The following is a 21,773-nucleotide window of genomic DNA, read 5'->3' on the forward strand; positions in this document are numbered from 1 at the left end:
CCGTCGCGGTCAGCCGTCGAGCGCGCTGAGCCAGGCGCGACGCGCCTCGAGCGCCTCGGTCGCCTCCTTGAGCGCCCGTGCGTTCCCCGACTTCTCGGCCGCGTCGCGCTCGGCCTCGAGCTTGGCGATGGCCTGCAGGAGCTGCTCGCTCATCGCGCCGGCACGCGCCTTCGTCTCGGGGTTGTTGTGCTTCCAGTCGACGTCCTCGCGCGACTTGAGCTCCTGCTCGATCACGCGGAGGCGGTCGTCCAGAGCACGCTCCTTCTCCCGGGGGAAGATCCGCCCGACCTCGTCCCAGTCGCGCTGGATCCGGGTGAGCAGGGCGCGTGCCTTCGCGAGGTTCGCCTCGTCGCGCACGGCCTTGGCCTCCTCGAGCAGCGCGGTCCGCGCCTCGATACGGGGCGCGGACTCCGCCTCGGTCGCGGCCGCCTGCTCGGCGCGCGCGGAGTACAGCGCGTCCCCGGCGGCCTTGAAACGGGCCCAGAGCGCGTCGTCCGCCTTGCGGCCGGCACGCCCGGCCGCCTTCCACTCGTCGAGCAGGCCGCGATAGGCGGGGATGCCGTCGACGCCCTTCGGGGCGAGGGCCTCGGCACGCTCCACCAGGCGCGACTTGCGGTCGCGTGCGGCCTTGTGGGTCTCGTCGAGCTCGGCGTAGAAGGCGCGGCGCTGGCGGTCGACGGTCGCGCGCGCGTCGCGGAACCGCTTCCAGAGCTGGTTCGCGGTGCCCTTCGGCAGCCGCGGGCCGTTCTGCTGGTGGCTCTGCCACGCGTCGAAGAGCGCGCCCATCTCCTCCGTGACCTTCTTCCACTGCACGGAGGACAGGTCCTGCGCAGCGATGGCCTCGGAGCGCTCCACGAGCGCGGTGCGCTCGGCGATCGCGGCGTCGACGGCGGCCTTCGCCTCCTGCGCCTCGGCGGCCGAGGCGTCGGCGAGGGAGCCGGTGAGCGCGTCGAGGCGCGCGCGGAGCGCGGCGAGATCGCCGACCGCCGCGGCATCCGTCACCTCGACGACGAGGTGCTGGGCCTGCTTGGCGAGATCGCCGGCGCCGGAGCCGCCGGCCTGGACGCGCTGCTCGAGCGTGTTCACCTTGAACGCCAGATCCTCGAACTTGCGCACGAAATAGGCCAGCGCCTCGGCGGGAGTGCCGTCGGGGTACTGCCCGACCTCGCGCCAGGCGTCGTCCTCGCGGACCGAGACGGTGCCGTCCTCGGTGACCCGGCCCCACTCCGCGGCGTCGGCCGCCCCGCGCGGCACGGCCACGGCGGGAGCCGCGGGAGCCGCGGGACGGATCGACGATGCGGGCGGCCGCGGCATGGCCGGAGGCCGGGGCAGCGCCGTCGGGCGAGGCGCGGGGGCCGCAGCGGCGGGGGTCTCGACGGCATCGGTCGCAGGAGCCTCGGCGGCATCGGCTGCGGGACCCTCGGCGGGGGCTTCTGCGCCGTCGGCTGCGGAGTCGCCGGCGGGCGCTTCGGGGTCGTCGGCCTCGGGCGTCTCGGCGGCATCGGCCGCTGCGGTCTCGGCCGGGCCTTCGGCCGGCGCCTCGCCGGCGGCAGCCGGGCTTTCGACGGCGTTCGGCTCGGCCTGCTCGGCGGCGGCGGGGTCTTCGGGGATGTGCTCTTCGGTGGACACGGTGAACTCCTTGCGCGGCGGACCGCGGGAGGCGGAAAGGACAGCCTCAGCCTAGTACGCCGGAGGTCTCCGCGAGAGGGAGCGCGATCAGCCGGCGGGGTTCTCCGTGGGCGCCGGCGTGACACTCGGCACGGGCGAGACACTCGGCGCGGGCGTGGACGTCGGGGCGGCCGACGGGGACGGCTTCGGCGCGGGGGCGGTCGCCTCGGCGTGCACCACCTGGCTCACGACCGCGCCGACGACCACGAGAGCGCCGATGACGACGGCGATCGTGTTGTCGCGCACGCGGCGGCGCACGCTGCCCTCATGCAGGTCCTGCCGCGCCGCATGGAGGCGGGCACGCTCCTGCTGTACGCGCGCCTGCTGCGCACGGGCGTTCGTCGAGCGGCGAGCGGCCATGGATCCTCCCGGGATGTCGAGGACCGAGCCTATCGCGCGCGGCTCTGCCGAGCCGTGCGCTGCGGGTCCTGATCGGCGACGGCCGGCCGAGAAGCGGAGTGTCCCACGGCGCGGATAGCCTGGAGCGCATGACTCCTGCAGCCCCGCTAATGAGCGGCCAGACGCCGCTCGCCGTGCGGATGCGCCCGATCTCCCTCGACGAGGTGGCGGGTCAGCAGCATCTGCTGCGTCCCGGATCGCCCATCGTGACGCTCGCGGACCCCTCGGCGAAGACCGCGTCCAGCGTGTCGATGATCCTCTGGGGGCCGCCCGGGACCGGCAAGACCACGCTCGCCCAGGCGATCGCCCGGTCGTCCGGCCGGCGCTTCGTCGAGCTGTCCGCGATCACCGCCGGGGTGAAGGACGTACGAGAGGTGATGCAGGAGGCCCTGAACCAGCGCGACCTGTACGGACAGTCGACGATCCTCTTCCTGGACGAGATCCACCGCTTCACGAAGGCTCAGCAGGACGCGCTGCTGCCCGGCGTGGAGAACGGCTGGGTGATCCTCATCGCGGCGACCACGGAGAATCCGTCGTTCTCGGTGATCTCGCCGCTATTGTCCCGCTCGCTCCTGCTCACCCTGCAGCCGCTCACCGACGACGACATCGGAGTCCTGATCGACCGGGCCGTCGCGGATCCGCGCGGGCTGAACGGCGGGGTCTCGGTCGACGACACCGCGCGCGCCGCCCTCGTGCGTCTCGCCTCGGGCGACGCACGCCGGGCGCTCACGGGCCTGGAGGCGGCGGCCGCGGTCGCCGCCTCACCGGATCGCCTCACTGAGGACGAGACGCCCGTCGTGACCGACGACGACGTCGCGCAGGCCGTGGACCGTGCACTGCTGCGCTACGACCGGCAAGGCGACGAGCACTACGACGTGATCAGCGCCTTCATCAACTCGATCCGCGGGTCCGACGTCGATGCCGCGGTGCATTACCTCGCACGCATGATCGAGGCGGGGGAGGACCCGCGGTTCATCGCACGGCGCCTCGTGATCTCGGCGGCGGAGGACATCGGCATCGCCGATCCGCAGGCGCTCGTGATCGCCACGGCCGCGGCCGACGCCGTCGCCTTCATCGGCATGCCCGAGGGGCGCATCCCGCTCGCCGAGGCGACCGTCTATCTCGCGACCACGGCCAAGTCCAACGCCGCGTATCTGGCGATCGACGCGGCCATCGCCGACGTCCGCGCCGGCGGGTTCGGGCGAGTGCCCCTGCACCTCCGCGACGCCCACTATCCCGGAGCCAAGCGCCTCGGCCACGGCAAGGGCTACCGGTATCCGCATGACAACGACGCGGGCATCGTGCCGCAGCAGTACCTTCCCGACGAGCTGCGCGGGCGCCGCTACTATCAGCCCAAGGCGCTCGGCGCGGAACGCGAGGTGCAGGCGCGGCTGGAGCGGATCCGCCGCATCCTGGGGGAGGAGTAGGCCGCATGGCGCGTGTCGTTGCGCGGATCCCGCCGGACCGCGACCTCTCGATCGATTTCGTCCGGGCGATCTGCCTTCCCGTGGTCGTCCTCCTGCACGCGCTGCAGATGGGCATCGCCGGCGACCCGCTGCGCGCGTTCAACGCCCTGGCGGAATGGAAGCCGCTGACGGCGATCACCTGGGTCGGGATGATCATGCCGACCTTCTTCATCGCGGGCGGCTTCGCGGGGATCACGACCTGGCGGCGCGTGCACGGCGCGGGTGGCACGGCGGCCGAGTACATCCGCGGCAGGATGCTGCGCCTGGCCCGCCCGGTGCTGCTCGCGATGCTCGGCGTCCTGGCGGCGATCGGGATCCTCGCGATGTGCGGGGCGGATCCGGGATTCCTCCGGACGTTCGCCTTCCGGCTCGCGGAGCCGCTGTGGTTCATCGCGGTGTACGCGATCTGCACCTCGTTCGTGCCGCTCATGGCGGTCCTGCACCGTCGGGCCGCCTGGGCGACGTACTTCGGCCTGGCGGCGGCCGCCGTGGAGGTCGATCTCGTCGATCGCTATCTGCACGTGCCGATCGGAGCGCTGAACTGGCTCTTCGTCTGGCTGTTCGTGCAGCAGCTCGGTTTCGGCGTGCGGGACCAGTGGTACTCCCGGCGCCCGCGTTGGCTGCTCCTCCTCCTCGCGGTGATGGCGTACGCCCTCATGGCCGTCGCCGTCTTCGGTATGGACTACGACCCCGACATGATCGCGAACCTGAACCCGCCGACCGTGCTGCTGCTCCTGCTCGGCCTGGCCCAGGTTTACCTGTTCACGCTGCTGCAGCCCGCGATCCGCGCCGCCATGCGGAACCGCGGCGTGCTGCTGACGATCGGCGCCCTCGGCACCTTCGGGATGGTGATCTACCTCTGGCACACCGTGGCGATGGCGGTGGTCGTCGGCGTGCAGCTCGCCCTCGGTCTGCCGTTCCCTCCCGTGCTCACCCCGACCTGGTGGGTCACCCGGATCCCCTGGGTGCTGGCGATCGTCGCCGTGATCGCGGTGCTGTGCCTGATCGTGCCGCGTATCGAAGTCCTGTGGCCGCAGGAGCGCGCCCGCCGCATGCCGCTGACCGCGGCTCTGGCCTGCACCGCGGCGCTGGTCGTGTGCGTCGGTTGGGTGTTGACGCAGGGGTACCTGACTCCCGGGACGGGCGTCGCCGTCGGGCTGCTGGCCGCGGCGATCGTCTGGCTGACGCTGGGCGGCCCCGGCCCGGGATCGGCGCCGGCCCCCGGTGCGCCCGCGGCGGCGGGCGAGGGCGCTCCTCGCGCGCAGCCCGCGGCGAACGGCCGACGAGACCTGATCTGATAGCATGGATCGGCTCGAAACCGTGTTTTCGGGCATCTCTCCACTCCTGCACCACCCTCTCGTCCGCCCCGGCGTGCGCTCGTGAGGGGCGGAATCGAGACGATACGTCCGCGAGCCGTGACCGACACGGCCGCGTATCGAAAGGAACACTTCGTGGTTACGAAGTCCCAGGACCGCCGCAAGGTCCGTCTTTCCCGTGCACTCGGCATCCCGCTGACCCCGAAGGCTGCCAAGTACCTCGAGAAGCGTCCCTACGCTCCCGGTGAGCACGGCCGCACCAAGCGCAAGCAGGACAGCGACTACGCGGTCCGTCTGCGCGAGAAGCAGCGTCTTCGCGAGCAGTACGGCATCCGCGAGAAGCAGCTGGTCATCCAGTTCAACGAGGCCCGCCGCAAGGACGGGCTGACCGGTGAGAACCTCGTCGAGCAGCTCGAGATGCGTCTGGACGCGCTCGTCGTGCGCGCCGGTTTCGCGCGTACCACCGCGCAGGCGCGTCAGCTCGTCGTGCACCGTCACATCCTCGTCGACGGCCAGCTCGTCGACCGCCCGTCCTTCCGCGTGAAGCCGGGTCAGCTCATCCACGTCAAGCCCAAGAGCGAGGGCCTCGAGCCCTTCCAGGTGGCGGCTGCCGGCGGTCACGCCGACGTGCTGCCCCCCGTTCCGGGCTACCTCGAGGTCGAGCTTGACAAGCTGGAGGCCCGTCTGGTCCGTCGCCCGAAGCGCGCCGAGGTCCCCGTGACCTGCGACGTGCAGCTGGTCGTCGAGTACTACGCCGCGCGCTGAGTCCAGCGACACCGCTGTCGGAGTTCAGCGAACTCTGCACACACGCCGAGGAGGCGTCGGGGGAGTCCCCGGCGCCTCCTCGTCGTTTGCGCATACGATGGAGACCGTTGTGACAAGCGGCCCGACCCGGAGGTGGTGACATGAAGAGCCTGCTGTGGTTCCTCATCGGCGTGATCGGCGGCTTCGTCGCCGCGCACTTCCTGAACAAGGACCCCCGCGGACACGACGTGCTGGCGGCGGTCGACGACAGGATCAACGAGTTCACGGGGATCCTCGCCGACGCGTTCCACGCGCAGGAGGCGCGCCTCACCCAGGACAGCACCGCGGACTGACGCGGATCCCTCCCTCTCCCGAAACCGCGCTCCGGCGCGCCCTGACAGCAAGGACCCCTCGACGAGCATGAAGACCGCGGAGATCGCGCAGCGCTACCTGAGCTACTTCGAGAAGAACGACCACCTCATCGTGCCCTCGGCCTCTCTCGTCAGCGACGACCCCTCGCTCCTGTTCACGGTGGCGGGGATGGTCCCGATGATCCCGTACCTCACCGGAGTGGTCCCGGCGCCGCACCCCCGCATCGCCGATCTGCAGAAGTGCATCCGCACCAACGACATCGAAGAGGTCGGCCGCACCGCCCGCCACGGCACCTTCTTCCAGATGCTCGGGAACTGGTCGTTCGGGGACTACTTCAAGGAAGGCGCGATCCGCTACGCCTGGGAGCTGCTGACCAGCTCCGAGAGCGACGGCGGGCTCGGCTTCGACGAGAAGGACCTCTGGGTCACGGTGTTCGAGACCGATGACGAGGCGGAGGCCATCTGGCGCGACATCATCGGCCTCAAGCCGGAGCGCATCCAGCGGCTGGGCCGCGCGGACAACTACTGGAACACCGGCCAGCCGGGCCCCGGCGGGCCGGACAGCGAGATCTTCTTCGACCGCGGCCCGGCCTACGGCAAGGACGGGGGCCCCGCGGCCGACGACACCCGCTTCCTGGAGATCTGGAACCTCGTGTTCATGCAGGACTTCATCGAGAACATCCAGGGCAAGACCGAGTTCGACATCGTGGGCGAGCTCCCGATGAAGAACATCGACACCGGCATGGGGCTCGAGCGCGTCGCCTTCCTCAAGCAGGGCGTCGAGAACATGTACGAGACGGACCAGGTCCGCCCGGTCCTCGACCGCGCCGTCGAGCTGTCCGGACGCACCTATGGTGCCGAGCACGCCGACGACGTGCGCTTCCGCGTCGTGGCCGACCACGTGCGCTCCTCGCTGATGCTGCTCTCCGACGGCGTGCGCCCCTCCAACGAGGGCCGCGGGTACATCCTGCGCCGTCTCATGCGCCGCACGGTGCGCTCGATGCGCCTGCTGGGCGTGGACGAGCCGGTCTTCGGCGAGCTGTTCCTCACGTCGAAGGACGCCATGAAGTCGGCCTACCCGATCCTCGAGCAGGACTGGGCTCAGCTGTCGGCAGCCGCGACCGCGGAGGAGGAGACCTTCCGTCGCACGCTCGACGCGGGATCCACGATCCTCGACCTGGCTCTGGCCGACACCAAGAAGGCCGGGGCGACGACGCTCGACGGCTCCGAGGCGTTCCTGCTGCACGACACCTACGGCTTCCCGATCGACCTGACGCTGGAGATCGCCGAGGAAGCGGGACTGAACGTCGACCGCGCCGCCTTCGACACGCTCATGCAGGAGCAGCGCGCCAGGGCGAAGGCGGACGCCCGCAGCCGCAAGCGCCAGATCGCCGACGTCTCCGTGTACGGCGACCTGCGCGCCAAGGGCGAGACCGCCTTCCTCGGCTACGACGAGCTGGAGACCGCGACGACCGTGCTCGGGATCCTCGTCGACGGCGCATCGGTCACGAGCGCCGTCGAGGGCCAGGTGGCCGAGATCGTCCTGGCCGAGACCACGCTGTACGCCGAGTCCGGCGGGCAGGTCGCGGACAAGGGCACCATCACCGGCGCCGGGTACGCGCTCGAGGTGCTGGACGTGCAGCGTCCGGTGCCGGGGCTGATCAGCCACACCGTCGAGGTCACCAGCGGTGTGGTGTCGGTCGACGCTCCCGCGACCACCACGGTCGACGCGGCCAACCGCCGTGCCGCGCGTCAGGCGCACTCGGCCACGCACCTCGTGCACGCGGCGCTGCGCGACACCCTGGGCAAGACCGCCACGCAGGCCGGATCCCTGAACAGAGCGGGCTATCTGCGTTTCGACTTCTCCTGGGGCCAGGCGCTGTCGGGGGAGACGAAGTCCGAGATCGAGGAGATCGCGAACCGGGCCGTGCAGGACGGCCTCGAGGTCACCACGCGGATCATGTCGCTCGACGACGCGAAGGCGGCGGGCGCCATGGCGCTCTTCGGCGAGAAGTACGGATCCACCGTGCGCATGGTCGACATCGGCGGGCCGTGGTCGCGGGAGCTCTGCGCCGGCACGCACGTCTCCTCGAGCGCCGAGATCGGTCTCATCAACCTCGTGGGCGAGTCGTCGGTCGGTGCGTCCAACCGCCGTGTCGAAGCGCTGGTCGGTCAGGACGCCTTCCGCGAGTTCGCGGCCGAGCGCGCCCTCGTCTCGCAGCTCAGCACGGCGTTGAAGACTCCGCGGGATCAGCTCACCGAGCGCGTCGCCGACCTCGCGACACAGCTCAAGGCGGCCGAGAAGCGCATCTCCCAGTTCGAAGCGGCCGAGCGCGCCGGCCGGGTGCCCGCGATCGCGCAGACCGCGACGTCTCTCGGCGCCCTGCAGTTCGTCGCGCACGACCTCGGCTCCGTGGCCGGAGCGGACGATGTGCGCGAGATCGCGCTCGGCGTCCGCGACACCTTCGGGTCGACGGCGGCGGTCGTAGCGATCTCGGGCGTCGCCAACGGCCGCCCGATGGTGGTCATCGCGACCAACGACGCCGCGCGTTCCGCCGGCGCCAAGGCCGGCGTCCTCGCCAAGATCGCCGCCGGCGTGCTCGGCGGCGGCGGAGGCGGCCGCGACGACGTCGCCCAGGGGGGCGGGTCGGATGCGAGCGCGCTCCCCGACGCCTTCGCGGCGATCGAGCAGGAGCTGCGGCGCGCGTGACCGGTTTCCGACGGGGTGTGCGGCTCGGGATCGACGTCGGACGGGCCAGGATCGGGGTCGCCCGGAGCGATCCCGACGGCCTGCTGGCGGTGCCGGTGGAGACCGTGCCCCGCGACGACGCGTCCGTGACTCGGATCGCCCGGCTCGCCGCGGAGTACGAGCCGCTCGAGCTCGTCGTCGGGCTGCCGATCAACCTCCGCGGCGAGGACACGGCGTCCACCGCGGACGCGCGCGCCTTCGCCGCCGCCCTCGCGCAGGCGAGCGGGTGCGCCGTGCGGCTGATCGACGAGCGGCTGAGCACGGTCACCGCGCACCAGGCCCTGCGCGCCTCCGGACGGAGCCAGCGCGCGTCCCGCGGCGTGGTCGATCAGGCCGCCGCCGTCGTGCTGCTCCAGCACGCCATCGACACGGAGAAGGGCACGGGCGCGCCCGCCGGCGTCGCCCTGATTCTCGACGAGGAGAACCGCTGACATGTCCGACCGATCCGAATCGGCCGCCACGCCCGAGCACGAGCCCGCCCTGCACGACCTCTTCGGGGCTCTGCCCGATCCCCAGGTGCAGACGCCGGCTCCGGCCGACCCGCCAGCCGCCCCGGGATCCCGGCGCGCCGCGCGCGAGGCGGCCAGCACCGGCGCCTGGGCACCGGAGCGCTCTGAGGCGCCGGCTGCGCCGAACGCGGCGCCCGAGCACCACGAGACGCACGCGACGCTGGAAGCCCTCTTCCGTCACGAGGCGGAGCCGCCCGCGGTGCCGAAGCACAAGCGGCGACGCGGATGCCTGGTCGCCCTCATCATCGTCTTCGTCCTCGTCGGCGGCGCAGCCGCCGGCGGCCTGTGGGTATGGAACACCTACGGGGCCAAGATCAGCGAGACGATGGGCTGGGGCCCGTCCAAGGACTACGAGGCGGGACAGGCGACGGGGAACGCGCTCGTCACCATCAACAAGGGCGACAGCGGGCAGCAGGTCTCCGAGGCGCTCTACAAGGCGGGCGTGACCAAGACCTCCGACGTGTTCTACACCATGCTGGTGAAGGACGACGTCGCCAACACGTTCTACCCGGGCGTCTACAAGCTGCAGCTGAAGATGACCGCGGCCGCCGCTCTCAAGGCGCTCAACGACCCGCAGAACAAGATGCAGAACTCCGCGGTGATCCCGGAGGGCTACACGGTGGCCGAGACGATCGAGCGCATCTCCAAGAGCGTGGACGTACCGCTCGCGGATCTCCAGGCCGCGGTGCAGACACCCGCGGACTACGGCGTGAACGCCCCCTCGCTCGAGGGCTGGCTTTTCCCCGCCCTGTACGAGTTCGCACCGGGTGCGACCGCGAAGGACGTCGTCTCGACGATGGTCAAGCGCACGAGGGACTCCCTCGCCGCGGCTTCCATCCCCTCCGCCGATGAGCAGCGCGTGCTCACCATCGCCTCGATCATCCAACGCGAGGCGCGCGCCGAGGCCGACTTCTACAAGGTGTCCCGGGTGATCCAGAACCGCCTCGATCAGGGCATGAAGCTCCAGATGGACTCCACGGCGCAGTACGGCTACGGCGAGCTGCACAGCGGCTCGGCGAGCACCTCCGATGCCGCGCAGAACGACGACAATCCGTGGAACACGTACGTCATCGACGGCCTCCCGAAGACGCCCATCGCGAATCCGGGCGACAAGGCGATCGATGCGGCGATGCATCCCGCCGACGGCCCTTGGCTGTACTTCGTCACCGTGAACCTCGACACCGGCGAGACCGTGTTCTCGACGACCTACGCCGAGCACGAGGCCGCCGTGAAGCAATGGCAGGACTGGTGCAAGGCGAACCCGGATTCGGGCTGCTGACATGAGCAGCGGTCCGTCGCGGCTGGCCGTGTGGGGCGATCCGATCGATCACAGCCGATCGCCCGACCTGCACGGCGCCGCCTATCGCGTGCTGGGCCTGAACTGGGACTACGGGAGGCGTCGGGTCGACGCCGCCGGGTTCGATGCGGCACTGGACGGGCTGGACGGCACGTGGCGGGGTCTCTCCCTGACGATGCCGCTCAAGGAGCGCGCCTTCGCGCGCGCCGACGAGCGCGACGACGATGCCCTCCTCACCGGGGCGGTCAACACCCTGCTGCTCGGCGAGCGCGTCCGCGGGTTCAACACCGACGTCCGCGGGCTGACCGAGGCCCTGCGCGCCGGCGGGCTCGGCGGCAGCCGCACGGCGCGCGTGCTCGGGGGCGGCGCGACGGCACGCTCGGCCCTGGTCTCCCTGCTGCGGCTCGGAGTCGTCGAGGTCGAGGTGCGCACCCGACGCGCCGAGCAGGCCCAGGAGCTGGCGGCGTTCGGCGAGCGGATCGGGCTGCGCGCCGCAGTGCGCGCCCTGGACGGTCCCGCCACCGCGGTCGATCTCACGGTGTCGACGCTTCCCGGCGACGTGACGCTTCCCGCGGCGGCCGCGGCCGCGCTGGCGGCGGACGGAGGAGCGCTGTTCTCCGCCGCGTACGCCCCGTGGCCGACGGCCCTCGCGCAGGCCTGGACTGCCGCGCCGGTGCTGACCGGGCTGGAGATGCTCCTGCACCAGGCGGTCGCGCAGATCAGGATCTTCCTGCACGGCACCCCGGACGAGGCGCTTCCCGACGAGCCCGCGGTGCTCGAGGCGATGCGGGCGGCTCTGCGCTGAAGTCATCCGGGCGGTGCGGCTCCTCCGACATGGGAGACTAGGGGAATGCTCCGCGTGCTCACGGCCGGCGAATCGCACGGCCCCGAACTCATTGCCGTCATGGAGGGCCTGCCCGCGGGCGTGCCCCTGTCCCGCGAGGCGATCCAGGCCGATCTGCAGCGCCGCAAGCTCGGCTACGGGCGTGGATCCCGGATGAAGTTCGAGCAGGACGAGCTGACGATCTCCGGCGGAGTGCGTCACGGCTTCTCGCTCGGCAGCCCGATCGCGATGCGCATCGGCAACACCGAGTGGCCGAAGTGGGTCGAGGTGATGAGCGCCGATCCCGTCGAGCTGACGGACAAGTCCCGTGGGCGCAGCGCCGCACTGACCCGTCCGCGGCCCGGCCACGCCGACCTCGTCGGCATGCAGAAGTACGGCTTCGACGAGGCCCGGCCGATCCTCGAGCGGGCGAGCGCCCGGGAGACCGCGGCACGCGTGGCCCTCGGCGCGGTGGCCCGCGCATTCCTCGGCGAGCTCGGGATCCGCCTGGTCAGCCACACGCTGTCGATCGGCCCTGTGCAGGTTCCCGAGGGATCCGCCCTGCCGACCCCCGATGACGTCGATGCACTGGATGCGGATCCGCTACGCTGCTTCGATCGCGCGACGAGCGAGCTGATGGTGGCGGAGGTCGACGCCGCCCGCAAGGACGGCGACACCCTCGGCGGCATCGTCGAGGTGCTCGCCTACGGCCTGCCGCCGGGGCTCGGCTCACACGTGCACTGGGACCGCAGGCTCGATGCCCGCCTCGCTTACGCCCTCATGGGGATCCAGGCGATCAAGGGCGTCGAGGTGGGCGACGGCTTCGAGACCACCCGCCGGCGCGGCTCGGCCGCGCACGACGAGCTCTTCGCGACCGACGACGGCATCAGCCGCGGCTCCGACCGCGCCGGCGGCACGGAGGGCGGCATGTCCACGGGCACCGTGCTGCGCGTGCGCGCCGGCATGAAGCCGATCGCGACGATCCCGCACGCGCTGCGCACCGTCGACGTCGCCTCGGGGGAGCAGGCCACCGCGCACCACCAGCGCTCCGACGTCTGCGCCGTCCCGGCCGCGGGCGTGGTGGCCGAGGCCATGGTCGCGATCGAGCTCGCGAACTCCGTGCTGGAGAAGTTCGGCGGCGACAACGTGGCCGAGACCCGGCGCAACCTCGAGGCGTACCTCGCCGCCATCCCCGACGAGCTGCGCACCACGCCGGCGTCCCAGGCGGCGCTGATCCTGCACGATGAGCTCGGCTGAGTCCGCGGCGCCGGAGGTGCTCGTGCTCGTGGGCCCCATGGGCGCGGGCAAGACCAGTGTCGGCCGGAGGGTCGCGAGGACGGCGGGCTGGCGCTTCGTCGACACCGACAAGGCGATCGTCCGCGAGCACGGATCCATCCCGGCGATCTTCGCCGAGCACGGCGAGGATCGGTTCCGCGAGTGGGAGCGGGAACAGGTGGCCGAGGCGATCGCCGGCGGCGGCGTGATCTCCCTGGGCGGGGGAGCGGTGCTGTCCGAGGACACGCGCGACCTGCTGCGCACCGTCCCCGTCGTGATGCTCACGGTCTCCCCGGAGGCCGTGGCGGAGCGGATCTCGGGTACGGATCGGCCGTTGCTGCACGGCGAGGAGGACCCCGTGCAGCGGTGGACGAGGATCTTCGCGGAGCGCCGTGCGCTGTACGAGGAAGTCGCCGATGCGCGCTTCGACACGTCACGGGTGCCGATGTCGCGGGTGGCGGATCAGATCGTGGAATGGATGAGAGGACGGGCATGAGCGCCCAGCAGAACGAGACGGCGGACGACGGCACCACGACGATCACGGTGACGGGGAGCACCCCGTACGAGATCACGGTGGGTCGGGACATCCTCGATCGCGTCTCCGCGGAGCTGGCGCCCTCGGTGCGCAAGGTGCTGGTGGTGCACCCGCCGACGCTTGCGGATCGTGCCGCGGAACTGCGCGACCGCATCCTCGCGGACACCGCGAACGGTCCCCGTGAGGTGCTGCTCGCCGAGATCCCGGACGCCGAGCAGGGCAAGCGCATCGAGGTCGCCCAGTTCCTCTGGCAGATCATGGGCCAGGCCGACTTCACCCGCACGGATGCCGTCGTCGGCTACGGCGGGGGCGCGGTCACCGATCTCGCCGGCTTCGTCGCCGCCACCTGGCTGCGCGGGGTCCAGGTCGTGCAGGTGCCGACCACGGTCCTGGGCCTGGTCGACGCGGCGGTCGGCGGGAAGACCGGCATCAACACGAACGAGGGCAAGAACCTCGTCGGCGCCTTCTGGGCCCCCCGCGCCGTGATCGGCGATCTCGACCAGCTGTCCAGCCTCAGTCAGAACGAGGCCACGGCGGGCTTCGCCGAGGTGGTCAAGGCGGGCTTCATCTGGGCGCCTGAGATCCTCGACATCATCGAGGCGGATCCGTCGCGCGCCGTGGACCCGCTCACGCCGGAGTTCCGTCGCGCGGTCGAGCTCGCGATCGGGATGAAGGCGACGGTCGTCTCCGACGACTTCCGCGAGGACGGCCAGCGCGAGATCCTCAACTACGGCCACACGCTCGGGCACGCGATCGAGCACGCGGAGCGGTACCGCTGGCGTCACGGCGCGGCGATCTCGGTCGGCATGCTGTTCGCCGCCGAGCTGTCGCGGCTCGCGGGGCGTCTCTCCGACGACGACGCGAACCGGCACCGCACGGTGCTCGAGTCGCTCGGACTCCCCACCTCCTACCGCGGAGGCGCCTGGCCGACGCTCCTGTCGACGATGCAGCGCGACAAGAAGAGCCGCGGCGGCATGCTGCGCTTCATCGTGCTCGACGGCATCGCGAAGCCGACGGTGCTGCAGGCTCCGGATGAATCGCTCCTGTTCGCCGCCTATCAGGAGGTCGCCGAGTGAGCGTCACCGTGCGCCGCGTCGAGGCGGGCGAATGGCAGCAGGTGCGCGAACTGCGGCTCCGGGCGCTGCGGGATCCGATCGCGGAGCTCGCGTTCCTGGACACGTATGAGAACGCCTCGGCCCAGCCGGACGAGTTCTGGCAGCATCGCACCGCGCAGGCCGCCGAGGGCGGGCCGAACTGCCAGTTCGTCACGATCGCCGAGGACGACGCCTGGTCCGGCTCGGCGACGGTGATCGGCAGCCGGGACGCCGCGGAGTCGGCGCTCGTCGTCGGGGTGTACGTCGCGGACGGACATCGCGGCGCCGGAGCCATCGAGGCGCTGCTCGACGAGTGCGCCGCCTGGGCGGCGGAGGGCGGCTTCACCGGCCTCACCCTCGAGGTGCACGTCGACAATCATCGCGCCCAGGCCGCCTACGAACGCTGCGGCTTCACCCGCACCGGCGAGATCACCGAACTCGAGAACGGCCAGGAGTACGTGATGGTGCGCCCGGTCCTGCCCTCCTCGCGCTGATACCGTGACCCTGTGACCACGCCGCGCCGCCTCCTGCTCGTCAACGGGCCGAACCTCAACCTGCTGGGCCGGCGCGAGCCCGGGATCTACGGATCCGCGACGCTCGCCGACGTCGAGCGGATCGCCGCGGACGCGGCGGCCGCGTACGGCTATGAGATCCGGGCGGTGCAGAGCAACCACGAGGGCGTCCTGCTCGATGCGATCCACGCTGCGGCGGACGACTGCGCCGGCATCGTCATCAACGCGGGGGCCTATACGCACACCTCGGTCGCGCTGCGCGATGCGCTCACCGGCGTCGCGCTGCCGTTCGCCGAGGTGCACATCTCCGACGTCTACGCGCGCGAGGAGTTCCGGCACCACTCCTATCTCACCGACGTCGCCGCGGTGCACGTGGTGGGGGAGGGCGTGCAGGGCTACGCCACCGCGACGCGCCGGCTGATCCTGCTGATCGCGGGCCAGGCCGACGGCTGACACCACGGTGCCCTTCTGGCCTCCCATCGGCCCTTCGGTGGGCATCCCGTAAGATGGGACGTCGGCCGATCGGCCGCGCAGACTTCAGGAACGGACTTCTCAGACCCATGGCATCCACCGCAGACATCAAGAACGGCGTCGTCCTCTCCATCGACGGCCAGCTCTGGAACGTCATCGAGTTCCAGCACGTGAAGCCGGGCAAGGGCGGCGCGTTCGTGCGCACCAAGCTGAAGAACGTCGTCAGCGGCAAGGTGGTCGACCGCACCTACAACGCCGGCGCCAAGATCGACATCGAGAACGTCGACCGCCGCGACTTCACCTACCTGTACACCGATGGGGACAACTTCGTCTTCATGGACCAGGAGGACTACGACCAGATCAACGTCGCCGCCGCGACCGTGGGCGACGCCAAGAACTTCATGCTGGAGAACCAGTCGGTGCAGATCGCACTGAACAACGGCAACCCGCTCTACATCGAGCTGCCGGCCTCCGTCGTCCTCGAGGTCACCTACACCGAGCCCGGCCTGCAGGGCGACCGCTCCTCGGCGGGCACCAAGCCCGCGACCCTCGAGACCGGCTACGAGATCCAGGTGCCGCTGTTCCTGGAGACCGGCACCAAGGTCAAGGTCGACACTCGCACGGGCGGCTACCTCGGCCGCATCAACGACTGACGCGTGGGCGCTCGGACCAAGGCGCGCAAGCGCGCCCTCGACATCCTCTTCTCCGCGGACGTGCGCGGTGACGACCTCGCGGTGACCCTGGCGGCCGAGGCCAAGCGTGCGGCGGCCGAGCCCGCCCGCGAGGGATCCTGGCTGTACGGCCGCGAGATCGTGGACGGGATCATCGACCACCGCGACGAGATCGACGAGCAGATCACCACGCACAGCCGCGACTGGAAGCTCGAGCGGATGCCGGCCGTGGACCGTGCGCTGCTGCGCATCGGCGTGTGGGAGATCCTGCACAACGACGAGGTGCCCACCGCCGTCGCGATCGACGAGGCCGTGGAGCTCGCGAAGGAGTTCTCCACCGACGAGTCCGGCGCGTTCGTGCACGGCGTGCTCGCGCGCGTCGCCCGTTCCGCCTGACCGGTCGCGCGACGTCCTCCCTCTTCGGACGTGTCCTTTCTTCTTCGGGGCGCAGGAACCGGGTATTCCGGTCCTGCGCCCCGAAGCGTCTCCGGACGTTCCGAGGACGGGACTGCGGTGTCCGTAGCCCGCGCCAGGATGGGTCATCATGAGTTCCGCTGACGCCGACGACTGGCGCGTCCTGCTGCCCTCCGCCGCCGCACGCGGAGTTCCTCTGGCGCTCGGCGTCGAGTTGCGCCGCCGCGACAGGGCGGACTCCCGGCACTGGGGATCGCGCCCGCTGCGGACGGCGACCGCGCGCGATCTGGCGAGGGATCCGGGCGAGCTGTTCCTCGCCGTCCGCCCGCTGCGCCGCAATGACGCCGACGACGCCTGGGTGCAATCCGACGCCGACTGGGACGCGGTGCGCCGCCCCGGGACGCGGTACGCCCCCGCGCACTCGCGCTGGTTCGCCGACCTGCTCAGCATCTCCCGGGACTCCCTGCTCTCCGGCACAGCAGGCGACTGGCTGCTGCTGGATCCGGTGGCCTCTCCGCTGCTGTGGCCGCACCTGGGCTCGGCGGCGGACGTCGGCATCCCGATGGTGCCCACCGAGCGCGGCACCCGGCTGCGCTGGGCGGACGATGTCCGCATCGCGGTGGACCTGGCCGCGTCCCGGGGCGGTGGGCTGACCGTCGTCGCGTCGACGGTGGTCGACGGCGAAACGCTCGAGGGAGCGACGACCCGTCCCATCGGCTCCGGCGGCGTCTACGTCCACCGGGTGCTCGGCGCCGACATCGAGCTCGTGCTGGCACCGACGGCGCTCACGGACAGCACCCGCGCACTGCTCGCGTCCCCGGACGGCGTGAGCGTGGCGCCCGTCGACCGGGCGGTGTTCTTCCGGGAGGCGTACCCGCTGCTGCGACGCGGTGCGGACGTCCGCGCGGGCGCCGGAGTGAGCCTGCCGGAGCCGCCGCGCCCGGTGCCGATGCTCATGCTCGACTTCCGCCCCGCCGATGTCGTGGCCTACGAACTGTGCTGGGACTATCCCGGCTACCGGCGCTTCCCCCTGGACGAGAGGGCCGCGGAGTCCGCGGTCCGCGACGGCGCCGCGGAGGCGCAGCGCCGTCCGGCGGTGATCGCGGATTGGACGGCGATCACCGGCCTGCCGTTCGCGCTCAGCGGCACACTCGGCGATGCCGACGCCGCCGAGTTCGTCGCGGTGTTCGCCCCCGCGCTGGAGGAGTGCGGGATCGTCGTCGAGCGCTCGGGCGTTCCCCGCGCCTATCCCGAGCTCACCGGCGACCCCGCGATCACCGTCAACGTCGTGGAGAGCACCGACCCCGATTGGCTCGACCTCGGCTTCGTGGTGCGCATCGACGGGCGCAGCATCCCGTTCGAGCCGCTGTTCCGCGCTCTCGCGCTGCGCCAGGGCAAGCTCAAACTCGTCGACAACACCTGGTTCTCCCTGCGGCACCCGGCGTTCGACCGGCTCAAGGAGCTCCTCGACGAGGCCGCCGAGCTCACCGAATGGGAGGCGGGACCGCGGATCCCGCGCACCCGGCTCGCGCTGTGGGAGGACTTCGAGGATCTCGCGGACGAGACGGTGTCGGCCCAGGGCTGGCGGGCGGCGGTGCAGACGCTGCGCGCCGATCCCGGCAGCGACGCCGTCCCGCTCCCGGCCGGCATCAGCGCAGAGCTTCGGCCCTATCAGCACGAAGGCTTCACGCGCCTCGCCCGGCTCTGGCAGCACCGGCTGGGCGGGATCCTCGCCGACGACATGGGGCTCGGCAAGACGGTGCAGCTCCTGTCGCTCATCGCGCACGCCCGCGAGGAGGACGTCACGGGCGGCGGCCGGGATGCGCCGTGGCTGGTGGTCGCGCCGACCTCGGTGCTGCCGGTGTGGCGGCGCGAGGCGGAACGCTTCGCCCCGGGCCTGAAGGTCGTCGTCGCCGACCGCACCAGGGATGCCGCGGGCGTCGGCCTGGCGCCGCTCGTCGCCGGCGCAGACGTCGTGATCACGTCGTACACGCTGCTCCGCCTCGATGCGGAGGAGTTCGCGGGGCAGCGCTGGGCCGGGGTGGTGCTGGACGAGGCGCAGCATGTGAAGAACCCCGCCACGAAGCAGCACCAGGCGGTGGCGGCCCTCGACGCCCGGGCCGTGTACGCGGCCACCGGCACGCCGCTGGAGAACGGCCTGGCGGAGCTCTGGGCGATCCTGAGCCTCACGTCGCCGGGGCTGTTCCCCTCCGCCCGGAAGTTCCGCGAGGACTTCATCCAGCCGATCGAACAGGGCAAGGTGCCGGAGAACGCCGAGGGTGCGCCCTACCGGCGCGCACGCATCGCGTTGCTGCGCCGGCGGATCCGGCCGTTCCTCATCCGCCGCACCAAGGAGCTGGTGGCGCCCGAACTGCCCGCGCGCCAGGAGCAGGTGCTGCGCGTGGAGCTGAGCCCTGCGCACCGTCACCGCTACGACACCGTGCTGCAGCGCGAGCGGCAGAAGATCCTCGGCCTGCTGCCCGATCTCGATCGGCAGCGGTTCATCGTCTTCCGCTCGCTCACGATGCTGCGGATGCTGAGCCTCGCGCCGGTACTCATCGATCCGGACGACACCGGGGTCGCCTCGCGCAAGCTCGAGGAGCTCGCGGAGCGGCTCATCGAGCTGCGGGCGGAGGGCCATCGCGCCCTCGTCTTCAGCCAGTTCACCTCGTTCCTGGGGCTCGCCGCCGAGCGCCTGCGCCGTGCGGGGCTGCGGGTCTCCTACCTGGACGGATCCACGCGCGACCGCGACCGCGTGGTGCAGGAATTCCGCGACGGCGATCAGGATGCGTTCCTGCTCAGCCTCAAGGCCGGGGGCACCGGGCTCACCCTCACCGAGGCCGATTACGTGTTCCTGCTGGATCCCTGGTGGAACCCGGCGGCCGAGGCGCAGGCGGCCGATCGCGCGCATCGGATCGGCCAGATCCATCCGGTCTTCATCTACCGGATGATCGCAGCGGACACGATCGAGGAGAAGGTGCTCGCCCTGCAGCAGCGCAAGGCGCGGCTGTTCTCCGCCGTCCTCGACGACGAGGACCTGTTCGCGCAGCAGCTCACGGCCGACGACATCCGCGAGCTGCTGAGCTGAATCCGCTCCTTCATTGCGATCCCGGTTAAGCACGGTCCGTCTCCAGGTCGCTCGCGAGCCTCCCCGGTAGGATCGACAGGTCCACACAGGAGGAGAAGCATGCGGATCACGGGACTCGGACACGCCGGGATGTTCATCGAGACGGCCGGCGGGAACATCATCTGCGACCCCGTGCTCGGTCCGTCGTTCTACGGATCCTGGTTCCCGTTCCCGGACAACCGCGGTCTCGACTGGGAGCGGCTCGGGCGGGAGGCGGACTTCCTCTACGTGTCGCACCGGCACCGCGACCACTTCGATCCGCGCCTCCTGGAGCGCTACATCCGCAAGGACATCGAGGTGCTGCTGCCGGAGTACCCGACGGACGACCTCGAGCGGGATCTCCGCGCGCTCGGGTACGACAACATCACGTACGCGCCGGCGGGGGAGATCATCGAACGCGGCGAGCTGAAGATCATGATCACGCCGCTGCGCGCCCCCAGCGACGGACCGATCGGGGACTCCTCGCTGAGCGTCGACGACGGCTCCGGCTCGGTGCTGAACCAGAACGACTCCCACCCGCTCGACCTCGAGAGCCTGCTGAAGTTCGGCAAGCCGGACGCGTACTTCACCCAGGTCTCGGGCGCGATCTGGTGGCCCATGGTCTACGACCTGCCGCTGGACGCCAAGCAGAACTTCGCGCGCCTCAAGCGCGAGGCGCAGAACAAGCGCGCGATGTACTACATCGAGAAGGTCGACGCGCCCCACGTGTTCCCGATGGCGGGCCCGCCCATGTTCCTGCGCGACGAGCTGTTCGACTTCAACGGCACCGGCCGCAACGGCGAGTCGATCTTCACGGACCAGAAGCAGTTCCTCGCCCACATGCACGAGCTCGCGCCGCAGTACGACGGTCACCTGTTCGTGCCCGGGACGGTCGTGACCGTGGCGGATCGCACGGTCGCCTCCGTCGAGCAGACCCTGTACTCCGAGGAGGAGCTCCTCCACATCTTCGACGAGAAGTGGGACTACCTCGAGGAGCAGCGGGCGAGCCGTCAGCAGGAGCTACGCGACGAGGAGGCCCGGCGGGCTCCGGTCCTCCCGCCCGAGGAGATGCTCGCGGCGATCAAGGAGTGGTGGGAGCCGCTGCTCAAGAAGTCGCGCACCATCCGCCTCGGCGTCGGCGGCAACGTGCGCTTCCGGATCGGCGACCTCGACATGGTGGTCGACTTCCCCCGGGCCAAGGTGCGCGAGTACGCGGGGGAGGAGTGCATCTACTGGTACACGATCCCTGCCGACCTGGTCTCGACGAACATCGCCGACCACGAGATCGACTGGTCCAACTCGATCTTCCTGTCGATGCAGTTCTCGGTGGGACGCAGCGGGAAGTTCAACGAGTTCCTCACGACGTTCCTCAAGTGCCTCTCGGTCGACCGTATCGAGTATGTCGAGAACTGGTATCAGGAGCAGACCGACCAGACCGAGGACGCCGAGATCGGCGACTGGGTCGTGCAGCGGCGCTGCCCGCATCTGCGCGCGGACCTCACCCGCACCGGCTCGGTCGACGAGGACGGCGTGCTCACCTGCAGCATGCACGACTGGAAGTGGGATCTGAAGACCGGCCGATGCCTGTCGACGAGCGGTCACCCGATCCGGTCGGCGAAGCTCGATCCCGTCACGGAGGCGGCGCTGAGCGAAGCCCCCTGAACGCGCGGGGTTCTGTACCACTCACGCGCCGAGCGGTACACTGGACGCATGGCCACCACACTCCCGCGCATCCAGGTGACGCAGACGCCCGAACTCGCCGCGGGACTCGAACTGGCCGCGAAGGAATGGCCGGGGGCGTCCCGGTCGGAGCTCGTCGCACGACTGGCTGAGGCGGGAAGCGAGACCCTGGCGGCCAAGCGCGCGGCACGGAGGGCCGAACGGCGCAAGGTCCTGGAAGAGACCCGCGGCAAGTATGCCTATCCGCCGGGCTACCTCGAAGAGCTCCGCAAGGACTGGCCCGAATGATCGTCGTCGACGCGAACGTCATCATCGCGTTCTGGACGCCCGACGACGCGCACGCCGATGAGTCGATGGAGATCCTCGATACCGAGGAGGATCTGGTGCTGCACCCCGTCACGTTGGCGGAAACGCTGGTGTGGCCGGTGCGAGAGGGGCGCGAGGACGAGGCGGTGCAGGACATCGCCCGGTTGGGCGTGGAGCGCCACGCGCCTCTCCTGGACGAACCGGTTCGCGTGGCGAGGCTCTGTGCCGAGTCCCGGCTCAAGCTGCCGGATGCCTTTGTGCTCGCGACGACGGAAGAGCTGGGTGCCACACTGGCGACGTTCGACCAGCGTCTTGCCGACGTCGCTCGTGAGCGTGGTGTGCCCGTGCTCGGCGCCTGAGCAAACCA

At 71.0% G+C, this 21,773-nt stretch carries 21 protein-coding genes; 19 read left to right on the forward strand and 2 right to left on the reverse strand.

The annotated features are described in order from the left end of the window. Positions 1-9: 9 nt before the first annotated feature. Together J8G10_RS04455 and J8G10_RS04460 are read right to left on the reverse strand one after the other, a co-directional pair. Entirely contained in the window at positions 10-1,629 is a 1,620-nt protein-coding gene (locus J8G10_RS04455; RefSeq protein ID WP_308220670.1) for a DUF349 domain-containing protein, read from the reverse strand. Between the two features lie 87 nt (positions 1,630-1,716). Further along, complete coding sequence (locus tag J8G10_RS04460; protein WP_251439681.1) at positions 1,717-2,028, reverse strand: hypothetical protein; 312 nt, start codon at positions 2,026-2,028, stop codon at positions 1,717-1,719. A gap of 128 nt (positions 2,029-2,156) precedes the next feature. Between J8G10_RS04460 and J8G10_RS04465 the strand changes: the two genes are divergently transcribed. From J8G10_RS04465 to J8G10_RS04555, 19 genes are all read left to right on the forward strand, one after another. Further along, a complete protein-coding gene (locus tag J8G10_RS04465) occupies positions 2,157-3,494 on the forward strand; it encodes a replication-associated recombination protein A (protein WP_251439682.1) in 1,338 nt (445 codons plus the stop codon). A 5-nt stretch (positions 3,495-3,499) separates the two neighbouring features. Further along, positions 3,500-4,831, forward strand: coding sequence for an acyltransferase (locus J8G10_RS04470; RefSeq protein ID WP_251439684.1), 1,332 nt, complete (start codon positions 3,500-3,502; stop codon positions 4,829-4,831). Positions 4,832-4,984: 153 nt separating this feature from the next. Next, on the forward strand, positions 4,985-5,614 hold the full coding sequence (gene rpsD / locus J8G10_RS04475) for a 30S ribosomal protein S4 (protein WP_251439687.1): 630 nt from the start codon (positions 4,985-4,987) through the stop codon (positions 5,612-5,614). A gap of 140 nt (positions 5,615-5,754) precedes the next feature. After that, complete coding sequence (locus J8G10_RS04480) at positions 5,755-5,946, forward strand: hypothetical protein (protein ID WP_091734964.1); 192 nt, start codon at positions 5,755-5,757, stop codon at positions 5,944-5,946. A 67-nt stretch (positions 5,947-6,013) separates the two neighbouring features. Beyond that, the gene (alaS, locus tag J8G10_RS04485; protein ID WP_251439689.1) at positions 6,014-8,674 is read left to right on the forward strand and encodes an alanine--tRNA ligase; all 2,661 of its coding nucleotides are present in this window, start codon (positions 6,014-6,016) and stop codon (positions 8,672-8,674) included. Next, positions 8,671-9,144 carry a Holliday junction resolvase RuvX gene (gene ruvX / locus J8G10_RS04490; protein WP_251439691.1) on the forward strand — a complete coding sequence of 158 codons (474 nt, stop codon included), beginning with the start codon at positions 8,671-8,673 and terminating at the stop codon, positions 9,142-9,144. Before alaS ends, ruvX begins: the two co-directional genes overlap by 4 nt. Before the next feature lies 1 nt (position 9,145). Then, complete coding sequence (gene mltG, locus J8G10_RS04495) at positions 9,146-10,501, forward strand: endolytic transglycosylase MltG (RefSeq protein WP_251439693.1); 1,356 nt, start codon at positions 9,146-9,148, stop codon at positions 10,499-10,501. Between the two features lies 1 nt (position 10,502). Beyond that, a complete protein-coding gene (locus J8G10_RS04500) occupies positions 10,503-11,324 on the forward strand; it encodes a shikimate dehydrogenase (protein WP_251439694.1) in 822 nt (273 codons plus the stop codon). Positions 11,325-11,369: 45 nt separating this feature from the next. Beyond that, the gene (gene aroC, locus J8G10_RS04505) at positions 11,370-12,599 is read left to right on the forward strand and encodes a chorismate synthase (protein ID WP_251439696.1); all 1,230 of its coding nucleotides are present in this window, start codon (positions 11,370-11,372) and stop codon (positions 12,597-12,599) included. Continuing rightward, the gene (locus tag J8G10_RS04510; protein ID WP_251439698.1) at positions 12,586-13,113 is read left to right on the forward strand and encodes a shikimate kinase; all 528 of its coding nucleotides are present in this window, start codon (positions 12,586-12,588) and stop codon (positions 13,111-13,113) included. The genes aroC and J8G10_RS04510 overlap by 14 nt, the downstream gene beginning before the upstream one ends. Further along, positions 13,110-14,228 (forward strand): 3-dehydroquinate synthase, encoded by a 1,119-nt coding sequence (gene aroB, locus J8G10_RS04515; RefSeq protein WP_251439700.1) that lies wholly within the window; start codon positions 13,110-13,112, stop codon positions 14,226-14,228. The genes J8G10_RS04510 and aroB overlap by 4 nt, the downstream gene beginning before the upstream one ends. After that, positions 14,225-14,740 (forward strand): GNAT family N-acetyltransferase, encoded by a 516-nt coding sequence (locus J8G10_RS04520; RefSeq protein ID WP_251439701.1) that lies wholly within the window; start codon positions 14,225-14,227, stop codon positions 14,738-14,740. The genes aroB and J8G10_RS04520 overlap by 4 nt, the downstream gene beginning before the upstream one ends. 12 nt (positions 14,741-14,752) lie before the next feature. Further along, positions 14,753-15,211, forward strand: a complete 459-nt coding sequence (aroQ, locus tag J8G10_RS04525; RefSeq protein WP_251439703.1) for a type II 3-dehydroquinate dehydratase — start codon at positions 14,753-14,755, stop codon at positions 15,209-15,211. A 107-nt stretch (positions 15,212-15,318) separates the two neighbouring features. Beyond that, the gene (gene efp / locus J8G10_RS04530; protein ID WP_251439705.1) at positions 15,319-15,882 is read left to right on the forward strand and encodes an elongation factor P; all 564 of its coding nucleotides are present in this window, start codon (positions 15,319-15,321) and stop codon (positions 15,880-15,882) included. A gap of 3 nt (positions 15,883-15,885) precedes the next feature. Next, positions 15,886-16,296, forward strand: coding sequence for a transcription antitermination factor NusB (gene nusB, locus J8G10_RS04535; protein ID WP_233309511.1), 411 nt, complete (start codon positions 15,886-15,888; stop codon positions 16,294-16,296). A 148-nt stretch (positions 16,297-16,444) separates the two neighbouring features. After that, positions 16,445-19,402 (forward strand): DEAD/DEAH box helicase, encoded by a 2,958-nt coding sequence (locus J8G10_RS04540; RefSeq protein ID WP_251439706.1) that lies wholly within the window; start codon positions 16,445-16,447, stop codon positions 19,400-19,402. 99 nt (positions 19,403-19,501) lie between these two features. Beyond that, positions 19,502-21,082 (forward strand): Rieske 2Fe-2S domain-containing protein, encoded by a 1,581-nt coding sequence (locus J8G10_RS04545; protein WP_251439707.1) that lies wholly within the window; start codon positions 19,502-19,504, stop codon positions 21,080-21,082. A gap of 48 nt (positions 21,083-21,130) precedes the next feature. Continuing rightward, the gene (locus J8G10_RS04550) at positions 21,131-21,388 is read left to right on the forward strand and encodes a hypothetical protein (protein WP_251439708.1); all 258 of its coding nucleotides are present in this window, start codon (positions 21,131-21,133) and stop codon (positions 21,386-21,388) included. Next, positions 21,385-21,765, forward strand: a complete 381-nt coding sequence (locus J8G10_RS04555) for a PIN domain-containing protein (protein ID WP_251439709.1) — start codon at positions 21,385-21,387, stop codon at positions 21,763-21,765. Before J8G10_RS04550 ends, J8G10_RS04555 begins: the two co-directional genes overlap by 4 nt. Positions 21,766-21,773: the final 8 nt, after the last annotated feature.

The sequence above is a fragment of the Microbacterium sp. USTB-Y genome (assembly GCF_023703415.1).
In the GTDB taxonomy this organism is placed as follows: domain Bacteria; phylum Actinomycetota; class Actinomycetes; order Actinomycetales; family Microbacteriaceae; genus Microbacterium.